The sequence below is a fragment of the Pseudarthrobacter siccitolerans genome, assembly GCF_001046895.1.
GTDB lineage: Bacteria > Actinomycetota > Actinomycetes > Actinomycetales > Micrococcaceae > Arthrobacter > Arthrobacter siccitolerans.
Genome location: NZ_CAQI01000046.1, coordinates 187,528 through 202,417, shown reverse-complemented (window position 1 = coordinate 202,417; position 14,890 = coordinate 187,528). Strand labels below are relative to the sequence as shown.

The following is a 14,890-nucleotide window of genomic DNA, read 5'->3' as shown; positions in this document are numbered from 1 at the left end:
GCCGTCAGTAGGAGGATGAACCCTGTTCACCCTTGACGATGGCGATGCCGGAGCTGGCACCAATACGTGTTGCACCTGCTGCAATCATAGCCTGCGTGTCCTCGAGGGAGCGCACGCCGCCGGAGGCTTTGACGCCCAGCCCCGGACCCACCGTGCGGCGCATCAGGGCGATGTCCTCGGCGGTGGCGCCGCCGCCGTTGAAGCCGGTGGAGGTTTTGACGAAGTCGGCGCCGGCTTCCACGGCGGCCTCGCATGCCAGGACCTTCTGGTTGTCCGTGAGCAGGGCGGTTTCGATGATGACTTTCAGGATGGCACCGCTGGCGTGGACAGCCTCCGCCACCGAGGTGATGTCTTCAACCAGCGCGCCCTTGTCCCCGGCCCGGGCGGCCGCAATGTTGATGACCATGTCCACTTCGTCCGCGCCGTCCAGCACCGCTCCGCGGGCCTCGAACGTTTTGACGTCGGTGGGCGTGGCGCCCAGCGGGAAACCCACCACTGAGCAGGTGAGGACGCCGGAACCCCGAAGGGCCTTCTTCACGGTCTTGACCCAGACGGGATTCACGCACACGGACTTGAAGTGGTACTCGGCCGCTTCCGCACACACCTTGAGGACGTCGGCCTCACCCGCTTCGGGCTTCAGCAGCGTGTGGTCGATGAATGACGCGATGCTGCCGGAATCCGGGGCGCCGGTTGCGGCTGTTTCAACGGAAGGGGTGGCTTCGTTGCTCATGATGGTCCTCTCCAAGGGGCCGATGGGCCTGGGCGTTGTGACGCCCTGCCCCGTTTCGGAACCATCTTGCCACAGAGCAACTCAGGCGGCGGCTGGAAGGGCGGACGGGACGGACGGAGCGGACGCGGCGGACAGGAGCTGCGTGGCGCAGGCGCCCGCTGCGGAAGCCGCCGCGACCAGCAGGCCCAGCCGGACGCCGTCGAACGCTGCTGCGTCACCGATGGCCCAGATCCCGGGGACGGAGGTGCGGAAGTCCCTGCTGATGACAATCCCGCCGGTGGCGGCGGTCTGCAGGCCAGCGCTGGCGGCAAGGCCGTCCCGGGACACCCGTTCTTCGGCCAGGACCACCAGGTCGCCGTTCATGCTGCTGCCATCCTCAAAAACAACGCCGGAGGCTGCAAGTCCGGTTGTGGTGCCGGGAACCACGGCGGCCGGCCGGGCCGTAGTGCGGATGGGCCGCACGCCCCTGGCACGGAGTACGGCTTCAGCCTGGCCGGCCGCGGCACCCGTGCCCACCAGGATCCCCAGCGGCCGGCGGCCCAGCTCCCGGGTGACTTCGCTGACGGCCTCGCCGATCCGGGCGGCGTCGTCGATGGTGGAGTAGCTCAGGCACCGGCTGGCGCCCTCCACCGGGCTGGCCACCGGTGCTGACCCGGTGGCGATGACCAGCTGGTCGTAGCTGAATTCCATGCCGTCCGCCGTTGCCACCGTCCGGTTCTCCGGGTCGATGTGGCTCGCCGGCTGGCCGAACCGGACCGAAACCTGGGGGAGCAGCGCCAGCTCCAGCAGCTCCTCGGGAGTGTCGTCCCTGTTGCTCAGCACGGTGATGGTGCCCGTGAACCGTGCACGGTTGAGCTGGCTGACCAGTGCCTGGGCAGCAGGTCCCGCCCCCGCGATGACGATGCGGGCGGCGGGAACGGTGGAGGTGGAGGGTGCCGGAGCGGACATGTGCTGGCCCTTTCGCTGGCGGCCGCTGAACGGCCGGAACTTCGTGATGAACCCAGCGTAGGACCCTGCTTTTTCCGGAGTGTTTCCCCTCAGTTGCCGTTTAGCGGGTCCGTGTTCGCCAGTTTTTACCGGCCGGTAACAGAACCCGTGACGTGCCTCTCATCCGTCTGCCGACTGACACATTCATAGTGCATCCCGGCAGATGCGAAAGTGCCCGGGTCAAAGCCCGGGCACTTCGGATAGTGCTGTGGAGGCACTAGACGCGGATGCGGTAACCGCGCTTCACCACCGTCTCCACCAGGCGGCCGTCCGGCAGCGAGGAACGGAGCCGGCTCACGGTCATGTCCAGCGCGTGGACCGAACCGCGCAGTTCCAGCAGGTCGGACAGGGATTCGCGGGACAGGACCGCGCCGCCTGCCCCCAGCAGCGCGCGGAGCAGCAGCAGCGGGGCCGGTGCCAGTTCCACCGGCTGGCCGTTGATGCGCAGGCTCCTGCCGCGCAGCTCGATGTTGCCGGACCTGGTGTCCAGCCGCCGGACATGGTTCAGCGCGAGGTGCTCGCACACCAGCCGGATGAGCGCGCCCATCCGGAAGCGTTCGGGAATCAGGGGTGTAATGCCGGCGTCCAGCAGCGGCTGCGCGGTCACCGGACCCACCACGGCCGTGGTTACGTTCGTCTTCAGGCTCTCGATCAGCTGCTTGTAGACGCCCATCTCGTGGGCGGTGCTCCACAAGGCGTCGACGGCGGGCGCGCTGGTGAAGGTAAGGACGTCCAGGTTTCCGCTGCACACCGCCTCGATGAGGCGGGGAAGCCTGTCCTCGCCGTCGGGCTTCACCCAGCGGTACGGGGTGACCGTAAGGACGGTGGCACCGGACATGCGCAGGCGCTCCAGCTGCCGGACATCCGTGTAGCCGTGCAGCTGCACGGCCACGGTCTTGCCGCGGACGCCTTCGGTGAGCAGCATGTCCACCAGCGTGGCGGTGGTTTCGTCGCTGCTGATGCCGACGTCGGCCAGGCCGGCCGCGCGCACAGCGCCCCGGGCTTTGGGTCCCCGCACGAACATCCTGCAGGCACCGAGGGTTTCCAGCAGCTCGTCACCGATGCCGAAGGAATCCGCTGCCTCACACCAGCGGCGCATGCCGTAGGCGGTGGTGGCGATACACAGGTCCGGCCTGGCGGCGATGATGGCCCGGGTGTCGTCGATGAGGCGCATGTCCTCCTGGACCGGGGCGATCTTCAAGGCAGGGGCGTGCAGCACCTCGGCGCCGCGCCGTTCGAGCGCCTCGATCAGGTCCTGGGACCGCCGGTCGGAGGTGACACCGATGCGGAAACCCTCCAGCGGTGCTTCGGTCGCCTCGGGCGTTTCGTCGACCTGAGGTGTTTCGGCCGGTGCAAGTGCATTCATGGAGGTCAATCCTTTCACGAGCCCAGCAGCGAGGCCGCCAGCCTGTCCAGATCGGCGGCGGCCTCAGCATGCCCGCGGTTGGCTTCCGCCACCCGCACCACCTCACCGATGACCAGCACAGCCGGATTGCTGCAGCCGGCGGCCGCAGTGGTGATGGTGCCCAGGTCCGCGATGGTGGTGCGCTGTCCGGGGCGGTAGCCGCGTTCAACCACGGCCATGGGCATGTCCGTGCGCATGCCTGCCCGGCGAAGGCCTGCGGCGAGCTGGTGCAGCGTGCCGATCCCCATCAGCACAACGATGGTCCCGCCCAGGCCCGCCAGGTGCTGATGCTCCTTTTCGGTCAGCGGGGCGTGCCCGGAGACCACGGTGAACATGTGGCTCACCTCGCGGTGGGTGACCGGGATCCCGGCCGCCGCGGGGACGGAGATGGCGCTGGTGACGCCGGAAATGACGCGGACCGGGACGCCGGCTGCAACGCAGGAGGCAACTTCCTCGCCGCCGCGGCCGAACACGTACGGATCGCCGCCTTTGAGCCGGACCACGTTGTTGCCCGCGAGGGCGCTTTCCACCATCAGCTTTTCGATGTCACCCTGGCTGACTTTGTGGTGTCCGGGCTTCTTGCCAACATCCACGAGTTCGGCCGAGGTCAGCTGCGGCAGATCCTGGCAGGGGGCCAGCCGGTCATAGAAGACGACGTCGGCATCGCGCAGCGCCTTGACTGCACCGACCGTGAGCAGCTCAGTGGTTCCGGGTCCGCCGCCCACCAGGGTGACATGGCCGACCGGTCCGGCGGCGGGTTCCGCGGCCACGGGGATGCCGGCCGTGCGGCACCGGTCCAGCAGCGGCTCCCAGCCGGGCTGACCGTCGTCCACCGCTGCCACCAGGAAGGGACGCTCCGGGAGCGGGCCGTCATGCCCGGCGCCCTGCGGGGTGCTCAGACGGTAGACGACGGCGCCCGCGGCTTCGTAGCGGCGCACGGCCTGGCGCGCGGCGTGGTCCGAGCCGGTGACCAGGACCTCGCGGCCGGTGAGATCAATGCTGAGCTGCATGCCTATACCTCGTTCTCGTTGCTGGACCGGACGGGGATGGAGGCGCCGATGAGGACCTTGCCCTTTTCCTCGGGCGTGGCGGGGCGCATCTGGCCGCGCTCGTCCGGGACGAAGGTGATGGAGTCGTCCTTCTGGTCCGGAGCGTTGACGAAGGAACGGAACCGGCGCAGGCGCTCGGGGTCCTTCAGGGTGTCTGCCCATTCGTCGATGTAGGTGTCCACATGCTTGGCCATGGCCGCTTCAAGGTCCGCGGCGATGCCCAGGGTGTCCTTGACCACCACGTCCTCGACGTGCTTGATGCCGCCGTCGAGCTCCTCCTGCCAGCGCGCGGTGCGCTGCAGGCGGTCCGCGGTGCGGATGTAGTACATGAAGTAGCGGTCGATGTACTTGATCAGCGTCTCGTCATCCAGGTCCTTGGCCAGCAGCTGGGCGTGGGCCGGAGTGGCACCGCCGTTGCCGCCGACATACAGGTTCCAGCCGTCGGCTGTGGCGATCACGCCAACATCCTTGCCGCGGGCTTCGGCACACTCGCGGGCGCAGCCGGAAACACCCATCTTGAGCTTGTGCGGGCTGCGCAGGCCGCGGTACCGGAGCTCCAGCTGGATGGCCATGGCCACCGAATCCTGCACGCCGAACCGGCACCACGTGGAGCCGACGCAGGACTTCACCGTGCGCAGGCTCTTGCCGTACGCCTGGCCGGACTCGAAGCCGGCGTCCACCAGCTCCTTCCAGATTTCGGGCAGCTGTTCCAGCCGGGCGCCGAACATGTCGATGCGCTGGCCGCCGGTGATCTTGGTGTACAGGTGGTACTTCTCGGCGACGGCGGCGATGACGCCCAGCTTCTTGGGAGTAATCTCACCGCCGGCGATGCGGGGGACCACCGAGTATGTACCGTCCTTCTGCATGTTGGCCAGGGCGCGGTCGTTGGTGTCCTGCAGGGTGCCGCGGCCGGCGTCCAGGACGTAGGCGCTGTTCTGGCTGGCCAGGATGTTGGCGATGGTGGGCTTGCAGATGTCGCAGCCGGCGCCGGTACCGTACTTGGCCATGATCTCTTCGAAGGAGGTCAGTTCCAGGACGCGGATGGCGTCGAACAGTTCCTGGCGGGACAGTTCGATGTGCTCGCAGAGGGCCTTGGAAACCTCGACGCCGGACTTGGTCAGTTCGGTCTCGAGCAGCTTCTTCAACATGGGAACGCAGGAACCGCACTGGGTGCCTGCACGGGTGCAGCCCTTCAGCTCACCCAGTTCCTGGACGGGAGCGTTGCCTTCACAGGCGCCGCAGCCGTTGATGGCGTCGCGGATGGTTCCGGCAGTGACGTTGTTGCAGGAGCACAGGGTCGCGTCGTCCGGCAGTTCGGTCTCGGGAGCTTCGCCGCCGCCGGCGGCGCTGAGGAATGCGCCGGGCTCGGCCGGAAGTTCGCGGCCCAGGAGCGGACGCAGGCTCATGTACGGTGAGGCGTCACCGACGAAGATGCCGCCGAGCAGCGTCTTGGCATCATCAGTGGTGACGATCTTCTGGTAGACGCCGCGTGCGGGGTCCGCGTAGACGATTTCCAGGGCGTGTTCGGTCTTGGCGAAGGCGTCGCCGAAGCTGGCAACATCCACTCCGGACAGCTTGAGCTTGGTGGCTGTGTCGAAACCGGGGAAGGTGGCGTCTCCACCATGGAGGCGGTCGGCAACGATTTCAGCCATGGTGTTGGCCGGGGCCACTAGGCCCAGGCACATGCCGCCGTAGTTGGCCACTTCACCGATGGCCCAGATGCCGTCCACTTCGGTGGCGCAGTAGTCGTTGATGACCACACCGCCGCGCTGGCCCAGGCTGAACACCTGCTCCTCGCCCTCGGCGGCGCGGAACAGTTCATCGCGGGGCCGCACGCCAATGGCGACAATGACGATGTCCGCATCGATGACCCGGCCGTCGGCCATCAGGACCCCGGTGACCTGGCCGTCGTCGTCGGACAGTACTTCCGAGGGGAAGACGCCGCCGTGGACCTCGAAGCCTTTGCCCTTGATGAGCCGGCCCATGGCCTGGCCGGCGCCCTCATCAAGCTGCGTGGCCATCAGCCACTGTGAACCGTCGATAACAATCGGATTGGCACCCAGCTGCTCGGTGCCCGCGGCGGATTCGAGTCCGAGGAGGCCGCCACCAATGGTAACGGCATTGACCCTGCGGCCCAGCTTCTCGGTGAGGCCGGTGATGGCCTCGTTGATGGCCCACACGTCTTCGAGCGTGCGGTACACGTGGGTGTGTTCGGCGCCGGGGATGGGCAGGCGCGCCGCGTTCGAGCCGGTGGCGACCACCAGTTCGTCGTATTCGAAGACGTTGCCGGCAGCGGTTTCCACCGTCTTGGCTTCGGCATTGATCTTGACTACGCGCTCACCGGTCTTCAAGTCCAGGGAAGGGTGGTCCCACATGGAAGCGGTGCCCAAGGTGAGGTCCACGCCTTTTTCGGTGAGGGCCTTGGACAGCGCCACGCGGTCGTAAGGGAGGTGGGCTTCTTCAGTGAGAACCGTGACATGCCAGCCATCGAGGCCGCGGGCATGCATGGCGTCCGCAAAACGGTGGGCCGCTGGGCCGCCGCCGGCGACGACGATGCGGCGCGGAGTCTCTGTGCTTGAAGTCTGTTCGGTCACTGTGGGCCTTTCGCATGGGCCGCAGTGTTTCCTGCAGCCTTCTGGTGACGAGTGTCCATCCAGACTAGGGAGACGCAGTTTCGCTTCAGTTTCCCAATTGTTTCGTCAACTTAACTTCTGCATCACGAACGCATTTCCGGCTGCGTGAGGTGTCTTTTACGCGCTGGACACATTCACTGCACCCCTCTGAAACACCGGCGGCCTAGCGTGGAACACGGCCGCAGAGGCAGCCAAAGGCAAGGAAAACACGCACAGGAAGAGGAGCCGACATGACGGCAACACTGGAACTTGGGGCACTCGCAGCAGCCACCGACGAGGCCGCACCGGGCAACACCGCCGCCTGGCACCGCATCTGCCTGGTGGACGACCTGGAACCCGCCTGGGGCGAAGCCGCCCTTGTGGCAGGACGCCAGATTGCCCTCTTCCGCACCGGACCGGCTGAGGTTTTCGCCGTGGCCCATGAGGACCCCGCCACCGGCGCGCATGTTATGGCCCGGGGAATCCTGGGATCACGCGGGACGCGTCCCACCATCGCTTCCCCATTGCACAAAGAGGTCTACGACCTGGAAACCGGCGAATGCTTCAGCACCCCGGGCCTGAGCATCGCAGCGTACAGCACCCGCGTGGTGGACGGCTTCGTTGAAGTCGAGCTGTAGGAACGCGCACTGGTAACCCGGGACAGCAGTTCCAACCCATGACAAAAGGGCGCCCGGCCGGGCGCCCTTTTCGGGTTGTCGGGGGCCCTGCTAGAGCCCCAGTGCTTCGCTGACGTCCCGGAGCACCTCGTCCAGTGCGGCCCGCACGGCCTGCCTGGCCTCCGGCAGCTCGGCTGCCGACCCCACCTGGTGGATCACCTCGAGATAGCACTTGAGCTTGGGCTCAGTGCCGCTGGGCCTGATGATCACTCTGGTGAGGTCGCGGGTCAGGTACAGGAGCCCGTCCGTGGGCGGAAGCTTGTCAGTCCCTTCGGCCAGGTCGGTGAAAACCTCCACCGCCGATGACCCGAAGGATTCGGGCGGGCTGACCCGGAGCCGGTTCATCATGGCATCCAGCAGGCCCAGGTCGGCCACCCTGATGCTGAGCTGGTCGCTCGCGTGCAGGCCGTGCTGAAGGTACAGCTCGTCAAGGGTGTCAAAGACGGTTTTCCCGTCAGCCTTCGCCGCGGCCGCGAGTTCCGCGATCAGCACCGCGGCCGAGATGCCGTCCTTATCCTTCACCAGCTCCGGCGCGACGCAGTAGCCCAGCGCCTCCTCGTAGCCGTACAACAGCCCCGGGACGCGCGAAATCCATTTGAACCCGGTCAGCGTCTCCTCATGCCCGTAGCCGGCTGCCGCCGCGATCCGGGCCAGCAGCCGCGAGGACACAATCGAGTTGGCGAACACCCCCTCGCTGCCGCCGGCGACACTTCCGCTGCCTGCACTTTCGCCAGCCGCGGCCAGCCGCGCCGCCACGTGGGCGCCGAGCAGCGCACCCACTTCGTCCCCCCGCAGCATGCGCCAGGCACCCGTGTCCGGGTCCTTCGCGGCAACTGCCGCCCGGTCGGCGTCGGGGTCGTTCGCAATAACAATGTCCGCGTCCAGCCGCCCGGCCGTTTCCAGGGCCAGGTCCAGCGCCCCGGGTTCCTCAGGGTTCGGGAAACTGACCGTGGGAAAGTCCGGGTCCGGCTGGGCCTGTTCCGCCACCAGCGTGACGTCGGTGAAACCGGCCGCATTCAGCACGGCCAGCGCCGTTTCGCCGCCGACACCGTGCATCGGAGTGAGCACGATGCGCAGATCCCGGGCGGGAAAGTAGTCAGGGAGGGCAAGCCCGGCCGTTGCCTGCTGGTAGCCGGCGGCCACGGACCCTTCGAGCACCGTCCAGCCCTCGGCGGCAAGGGCGATGGTCCCAAGCGGGCCAACGGCGTTGATCCTCGCCGCGATTTCGGAGTCGTAAGGTGCCACGATCTGGGCCCCGTTGCCGCTGTCCGTCACGGCATGGCGGCCCAGATAGACCTTGTATCCGTTGTCCTGCGGCGGGTTGTGGCTGGCGGTGACCATCACGCCGCCGTCACATCCCAGTTTCCGGACGGCATAGGCCAGCAGGGGAGTGGGCAGCGCCGAGGGCATCAGGAACGTCTCAATGCCCGCCGCCGTGAAGATCGCCGCAGTTTCCGCTGCGAAGATGTCCGAGTTGTACCGGGCGTCATAGCCGACGACGGCGCGCGGCCGGGTTCCCGGGGACGCCCCGGCCACCGCGCGGAGCAGGAAGTCCGCCAGCCCGGCAGCGGCGCGCCTCACCACCACGCGGTTCATCCGGTTGGGGCCGGGCCCCAGCGCGGCGCGGAGCCCGGCGGTGCCGAACTGCAGGGGTCCGCGGAAGCTGTCTTCGAGTTCCTGGCGGGCGGCCGGTGAGCCCTCTTCCACCAGCCGGACCAGCTCAAGGAGGGCCGCCGATGTCTCGGGATCCGGGTCTTGGGCAGCCCATTCGCGGGCCTCGGTGAGCAGGCGGAAATCGGCATCGGAAGACGTCATGGGCACAAACCTATCGTCATTGGTCCCTCACTTCTTGCAACGCGGGGCCGGATGCGGCCGATCGAACGCGACGGATGGCGCCTGAAGCGGCCCCGCATTGCTTTAGAGTTTGGCGATGATTTCGGCGAGCAGTTTGGAGATCCGCGGGCCCGCTGCCTGCCCTGACTCAATGACTTCCTGGTGGCTGAGCGGCTGCGGGCTGATACCCGCGGCGAGGTTGGTGACCAGGGAGATGCCAAACACTTCCATTCCCGCGTGCCGCCCTGCGATCGCTTCCAGGGCGGTGGACATTCCCACCAGGTCGGCGCCGATGCGCTTGGCGTACTGGACCTCGGCGGGGGTCTCGTAGTGCGGGCCGGGGAACTGTGCGTAGACGCCTTCGTCCAGCGTTGCGTCCACTTCCCGGGCGATCCCGCGGATCCGGGCCGAGTAGAGATCTGTGAGGTCCACGAACGTGGCGCCCTCCAGCGGTGAGGCCGCGGTGAGGTTTATGTGATCGCTGATCAGCACCGGAGTACCCGGCGCCCAGTCTTCATTCAGTCCGCCGCAGCCATTGGTGAGCACCAGGGTGCTGCAGCCGGCGGCGGCCGCGGCCCTGATCCCGTGGACTACGGCGCGGACTCCCTTCCCCTCGTAGTAGTGGGTGCGGGCACCCAGCACCAGGGCGCGCTTGCCCTCCTTGGTCAGTACGGAACGGATGGTGCCAACATGGCCTGCCACTGCCGGAGCGTGGAACCCGGGGACTTCCTCGGCGGAGAGCGTGGCTGTGGTCTCGCCGATGAGGTCGGCCGCTTCGGCCCAGCCGGAGCCGAGCACCAGGGCCACGTCATGGCTGTCCACGCCCGTTTCCTCGGCGATGTAGTCGGCGGCGGCGCGCGCGGCAGCGAAGGGATCCGTGTTCAGGAAGTCAGTTGTACTCACTGGTACAAGTTATCCTGCTGCTCCGGTTGGGCCCAGCCTTTGGCGGTTTTCGCGAGAGAACGGTTTCTTTGGCGGTCCGGCCGGGGATGCAGGAGAATGGTTGTTTGTGACTACCCATCCAGATTTCAGTTCACCCCGGATCGCAATCCTGGGAGGTGGTCCGGGCGGATACGAGGCCGCCATGGTGGCCGCCTCGCTCGGAGCGCAGGTCACCATCATCGAGCGTGCGGGGCTGGGCGGCTCAGCGGTGCTGACCGACGTCGTCCCGTCCAAAACCCTGATCGCCACCGCGGATTTGATGACCCGTGTCGCCGAGGCGGGGGAGCTGGGCGTGAAGTTCGACGTCGACGGCGGCGACTTCGTGCCGGTGATGCGCGCAGACCTCAAGCACATCAACGACCGCCTCCTCAACCTGGCGCGCAGCCAGTCGAAGGACATCTCCGACGGCCTGGCACAGCAGGGTGTACGCATCCTGGCCGGATCCGGCCGCCTCCTGGATGACCACACCATCGAGGTGGTCACTGCCGAGGGCACTGAAACGGTGGAGGCGGACACCATCCTGCTGGCAGTCGGCGCCCACCCCCGCGAACTGCCCACTGCCCGGCCCGACGGTGAGCGGATCCTGAACTGGACCCAGATCTACAACCTGGACGAACTTCCCGAAGACCTGATCGTGGTGGGCTCCGGTGTGACCGGCGCGGAGTTCGCGTCCGCCTACAACGGCCTCGGTTCCAAGGTCACCCTGATTTCCAGCCGTGACCGGGTGCTGCCCGGCTCGGACGTGGACGCGGCCGTGGTTCTCGAGGAGGTCTTCGAACGCCGCGGCGTGCGGGTGCTGTCGCGGTCCCGCGCCGAGCAGGTGGAGCGCACGGATGACGGCGTGGTGGTCACCCTCAGCGACGGGTCCAAGGTGACAGGCAGCCACTGCCTGCTCTGCCTGGGCTCTATCCCGAACACCGCCGGTATCGGGTTGGAAGAAGCCGGCGTTGCGGTCAGCGAGAGCGGCCACATCAAGGTGGACGGTGTCTCCCGGACAACCGCTCCGAACATCTACGCCGCCGGCGACTGCACCGGTGTCCTGCCGCTGGCCTCCGTGGCAGCCATGCAGGGCCGGATTGCCGTTGCGCACTTCATGGGCGATGCCGTCACCCCGCTCAAACTGCATCAGGTGGCGTCCAACATTTTCACCTCGCCCGAGATCGCTAACGTCGGCGTGTCCGAGGCCGAGATCGAATCCGGCAAGTATCAGGGCGACGTGGTGAAGCTCTCGCTGCGCAGCAATGCGCGGGCGAAGATGCGCAACAACAAAGACGGTTTTGTGAAGATTTTCGCCCGTAAGGGCTCCGGAACGGTGATCGGCGGCGTGGTGGTGGGGCCCAACGCCTCCGAGTTGATCTTCCCGATCTCCATCGCCGTCAAGCAGAAGCTGCACGTGGACGATGTCGCCAGCACGTTCACCGTGTACCCGTCCCTCACGGGCTCGATCTCAGAGGCTGCACGCCGGCTGCACGTGCACATGTAGCGTCCGCGCGTCCGCGGGAAGGCCCTGCAGGGGCACTGCTACACTCCGCTCATGTTCGGGCTTCCCTTCGCGGGAGACGGGTTGGTTCACGCCGGCCTGTTAGGGCTGGGAATCCTCGCAGCCCTGTTGTTCTACGCCTATGAGAAGCGCCGGCGCGGCCTGTCCGACCCACGGTTGTGGCCCCTCGCCGGTTTTGCCGTCGCCTTTGGGGCCATCGGCTCAAGGGTCCTCACGTGGGATGTTTCCCGGCAGGTTTCCTTGGGGGACTGGTGGGGCGTAGGCGACCGCAGTATCCTGGCCGGCCTGGTGGGCGCGTGGTTCGGCGTCCATTTGGCTACGTGAGTTCCTACGCCTTGTTCCGGTTCGGCGTCGAAATGGCACTATTTCGCAGGGGGTTTCCGGATATCGCCCCCAACACGAGGACTTGATGGAGGTACGTTCTGGCCTATGAGTTATCTTTTTCCCCGAAGAGCACGTCGATGAGCCGATCGCGAGTGGCCTTGAAATTTGGCTGCGTCGTCAAGAATGCAAGGAGCTCATAGGTCTTCATCAGCGGCGGCTGTACCGGCTCGTTATTGGCAAGAAGGCGTGGTCGCGAACTATGTGTTCAGGCTGGAGTTCGGCATACGTATCTTGCGCAAAATGATCGGCATAGAATTACTTGGTCGCCGTTGACAAAGCCTATTCAACTCTTCGGATTCATTTCTCACCAGGCTACCTATCCAGCTTTTGACCGGCAATACTAAAGGCACTAGTTGCCCGGACACCGCCTGACCTGCGCGCCTCAGGGAAAGCTATTCAAAATCCGTCCCTTATTCGGTCAGCGCAGACGATTACGTGTCACGGCACCGTTGAGGACATCCAAGACTATATCGTCACAAAGGCCCTTGTGAAGCGGACCTGAATCATTCTGGGACGCCGCCGTGATCCACGCGCGATCATCCCCCGCGCTTGTTCAGATAATCGGTGCCATTCGTGCCTGACGTGCATCTGACGTGCCCTGACGACGGCTCGACCACCACGAGTACGTATGCATTTTTCCGCTTTTCACGGACAAATTACTTTCGAGGGACACTGGATTCCTGGTTCTGGATACGATACCGTCAGCGATGTGAATCAGATTCCACAGACGTAGTCGGGTTCAGTTCGCGATGAGGCGACGGATAAGCGGAGGCTCTGTATGAATTCGGAGAATGAGGGCTTTGTGCCGGAGGAAGAGCGTGATTCGCTTCGCGAGAAGTATCGGGAAGAGCGGGACAAGCGGCTTCGTGCGGAAGGCACTGCGCAGTATGTGAAGCTTGACACTGCTTCGGAGTATTTGCGTGATCCGTTCACTCCTCGTGTGGAGCGGGAAGCGGTTCGGCGTGAGGTGGATGTGTTGATCTTGGGTGGCGGCTTTGGTGGTTTGACCACGGGTGCGTTGCTGCGCAAGGCGGGCGATATGGAACTTGCGATCATTGAGGACGCGGGTGACTTTGGTGGTGTGTGGTACTGGAACCGTTATCCAGGTGCCCGGTGTGACATTGAGTCCTCGATCTACTTTCCGCTTCTTGAAGATCTTGGTTATATGCCCACGGAGCGGTACGCGCGTACTGACGAGATTTTCGGGTATGCCCGCAAGATGGGGCACCACTTTGATTTGTATAAGGATGCGTTGTTCCAGACCCGGATGACGGAGATGCGCTGGGATGAGGACAGTGCGCTGTGGCAGGTGGCCACTGATCGTGGGGATCAGATCAGTGCACGGTTTGTGGTGTTGGCTTCCGGGGTGATGTTCAGCCGTCCTAAGCTGCCGGGTATTCCGGGGATTGAGACTTTCAAGGGGCATTCGTTCCATACCAGCCGTTGGGATTATGAGTACACGGGCGGCAGTAATCTCGGGGGTATGACGGGGCTGGCTGATAAGCGGGTTGCGGTGATTGGCACCGGGGCTACTGCGATTCAGGTGGTGCCCCGGGTTGCGGCAGATGCTAAGGAAATGGTGTTGGTCCAGCGGACCCCGTCGATTCTTGATGCGCGGGGGAATCGTCCGACGGATCCGCAGTGGTGGTCGAGTTTGCCCAAGGGGTGGCAGGAGGACCGCCAGATGAACTTTGACCTGGTGTTGGAGGGCAAGAGTCCGGACCGTAACCTGATTGATGACCAGTGGAAAGAGGTCTGGGGGCGCCCGGATGCTTCGTCCATGTCCCCGGACGAGGTTGTCGAGGCGATGGAAGCATTGGACTTCCAGCAGTTGGAGCGCATTCGCCATCGCATCGCGGAGATCGTGGAGGATCCCGAGACCGCTGCTGGTCTCATGCCGTATTACGGGCGGTTCTGTAAGCGGCCTTGTTTCAGTGATGAGTATCTGCAGGCGTTCAACCAGCCCAATGTCACCCTGGTCGATACCGATGGCCGCGGGCCTGACCGGATCTCTGAGAATGCCATTCATTTTGATGGTGTCGCGTATGAGGTGGATTGCATCGTCTATGCGACTGGTTTTGAGTCGTTCGCGACGTCGCCGTCGCAGTCGGGTCGCTACAACGTGATCGGGCGGGGCGGGATCACTCTGGATGAGAAATTGGGTCGTAACGAGTACTACTCGCTCCATGGTTTGTATACCCATGGCTTCCCGAACATGTTCATGGTCGGTAACAGCCGCCAGTCAGCACCGACGCACAACATTCCGTTCCGGATGCATATTCAGGCCAGCCATGTGGTGGAGCTGATCACGACGTTGGTTGATTCGGGTGTCACGTCGATGGAAGTCAAGCGCGAGGCGGAGCTGGCGTGGGATGCCCACATGGCGGAGTTGCGTCTGAGTGGTGCGGCCATCGCGAAATCCGTGCAGGAGTGCACGCCGGGTTATTACAACAACGAGGGCCGTGTCAGGGGCAACATTGTTCCGGCGATCGCGGCCGGATACCCGGGCGGCACGTTCGGGTTCCGCAAACAGATTGATGCGTGGCGGCGCGAGGAGCGGTTCTGCGAGGACATGCTCTTGAACGTGTCGTCGGGTGTGTCTGATTCACCAAATGATGCCTATACATCCCTTCAACCACTGAGAGGCATCTAATGCGGCAGAGGGTCTTACCCGTGCCGTCGTCGTAGCGGAGACGGCCCTACAGTTTTCGCGCGGACACTACGCGAAGTTTTATGTTCTCGTCGCTGGAGGATTCCACCTCTCTAACCG

General features: G+C 65.2%; 11 protein-coding genes. 4 read left to right on the top strand and 7 right to left on the bottom strand.

What is annotated here, in order from left to right:
- Positions 1-4: 4 nt before the first annotated feature.
- The 5 genes from deoC to nirB all read right to left on the bottom strand — a co-directional run bounded on the left by deoC (position 5) and on the right by nirB (position 6,765).
- The gene (deoC, locus tag ARTSIC4J27_RS14150) at positions 5-730 is read right to left on the bottom strand and encodes a deoxyribose-phosphate aldolase (RefSeq protein WP_050055830.1); all 726 of its coding nucleotides are present in this window, start codon (positions 728-730) and stop codon (positions 5-7) included.
- A gap of 81 nt (positions 731-811) precedes the next feature.
- Entirely contained in the window at positions 812-1,678 is an 867-nt protein-coding gene (locus ARTSIC4J27_RS14145) for an FAD-dependent oxidoreductase (protein ID WP_050055829.1), read from the bottom strand.
- A 256-nt stretch (positions 1,679-1,934) separates the two neighbouring features.
- Positions 1,935-3,083: a uroporphyrinogen-III synthase gene (locus ARTSIC4J27_RS14140; RefSeq protein WP_050055828.1), complete on the bottom strand. Its 1,149-nt coding sequence runs from the start codon at positions 3,081-3,083 to the stop codon at positions 1,935-1,937.
- Between the two features lie 14 nt (positions 3,084-3,097).
- On the bottom strand, positions 3,098-4,132 hold the full coding sequence (gene cobA, locus ARTSIC4J27_RS14135; protein ID WP_050055827.1) for a uroporphyrinogen-III C-methyltransferase: 1,035 nt from the start codon (positions 4,130-4,132) through the stop codon (positions 3,098-3,100).
- A 2-nt stretch (positions 4,133-4,134) separates the two neighbouring features.
- Complete coding sequence (nirB, locus tag ARTSIC4J27_RS14130) at positions 4,135-6,765, bottom strand: nitrite reductase large subunit NirB (RefSeq protein WP_050055826.1); 2,631 nt, start codon at positions 6,763-6,765, stop codon at positions 4,135-4,137.
- Between the two features lie 269 nt (positions 6,766-7,034).
- Here nirB and nirD point away from each other — a divergent pair, with 269 nt between their 5' ends.
- Positions 7,035-7,421: a nitrite reductase small subunit NirD gene (gene nirD, locus ARTSIC4J27_RS14125; RefSeq protein WP_083435465.1), complete on the top strand. Its 387-nt coding sequence runs from the start codon at positions 7,035-7,037 to the stop codon at positions 7,419-7,421.
- A 90-nt stretch (positions 7,422-7,511) separates the two neighbouring features.
- Here nirD and ARTSIC4J27_RS14120 read toward each other — a convergent pair whose 3' ends face one another.
- Entirely contained in the window at positions 7,512-9,275 is a 1,764-nt protein-coding gene (locus ARTSIC4J27_RS14120) for a phospho-sugar mutase (protein WP_200900833.1), read from the bottom strand.
- A gap of 102 nt (positions 9,276-9,377) precedes the next feature.
- On the bottom strand, positions 9,378-10,196 hold the full coding sequence (locus tag ARTSIC4J27_RS14115; protein ID WP_050055824.1) for a purine-nucleoside phosphorylase: 819 nt from the start codon (positions 10,194-10,196) through the stop codon (positions 9,378-9,380).
- A 106-nt stretch (positions 10,197-10,302) separates the two neighbouring features.
- On the opposite strand from ARTSIC4J27_RS14115, the gene ARTSIC4J27_RS14110 reads away from it, so the two are divergent.
- The 3 genes from ARTSIC4J27_RS14110 (at position 10,303) to ARTSIC4J27_RS14100 (ending at position 14,773) form a co-directional block, all read left to right on the top strand.
- Entirely contained in the window at positions 10,303-11,718 is a 1,416-nt protein-coding gene (locus tag ARTSIC4J27_RS14110; protein ID WP_050055960.1) for an NAD(P)H-quinone dehydrogenase, read from the top strand.
- A gap of 51 nt (positions 11,719-11,769) precedes the next feature.
- Positions 11,770-12,060, top strand: coding sequence for a hypothetical protein (locus ARTSIC4J27_RS14105; RefSeq protein WP_235436682.1), 291 nt, complete (start codon positions 11,770-11,772; stop codon positions 12,058-12,060).
- Between the two features lie 838 nt (positions 12,061-12,898).
- Positions 12,899-14,773: a flavin-containing monooxygenase gene (locus tag ARTSIC4J27_RS14100; protein ID WP_050055823.1), complete on the top strand. Its 1,875-nt coding sequence runs from the start codon at positions 12,899-12,901 to the stop codon at positions 14,771-14,773.
- Positions 14,774-14,890: the final 117 nt, after the last annotated feature.

Excerpts from the sequence above, each read along its gene's own strand:
- ARTSIC4J27_RS14120 (WP_200900833.1), bottom strand. The coding sequence starts at position 9,275 with ATGACGTCTTCCGATGCCGATTTCCGCCTGCTCACCGAGGCCCGCGAA.
- ARTSIC4J27_RS14140 (WP_050055828.1), bottom strand. The coding sequence starts at position 3,083 with ATGAATGCACTTGCACCGGCCGAAACACCTCAGGTCGACGAAACGCCC.
- ARTSIC4J27_RS14145 (WP_050055829.1), bottom strand. The coding sequence starts at position 1,678 with ATGTCCGCTCCGGCACCCTCCACCTCCACCGTTCCCGCCGCCCGCATC.
- ARTSIC4J27_RS14105 (WP_235436682.1), top strand. The coding sequence starts at position 11,770 with ATGTTCGGGCTTCCCTTCGCGGGAGACGGGTTGGTTCACGCCGGCCTG.
- nirD (WP_083435465.1), top strand. The coding sequence starts at position 7,035 with ATGACGGCAACACTGGAACTTGGGGCACTCGCAGCAGCCACCGACGAG.
- deoC (WP_050055830.1), bottom strand. The coding sequence starts at position 730 with ATGAGCAACGAAGCCACCCCTTCCGTTGAAACAGCCGCAACCGGCGCC.
- ARTSIC4J27_RS14100 (WP_050055823.1), top strand. The coding sequence starts at position 12,899 with ATGAATTCGGAGAATGAGGGCTTTGTGCCGGAGGAAGAGCGTGATTCG.
- cobA (WP_050055827.1), bottom strand. The coding sequence starts at position 4,132 with ATGCAGCTCAGCATTGATCTCACCGGCCGCGAGGTCCTGGTCACCGGC.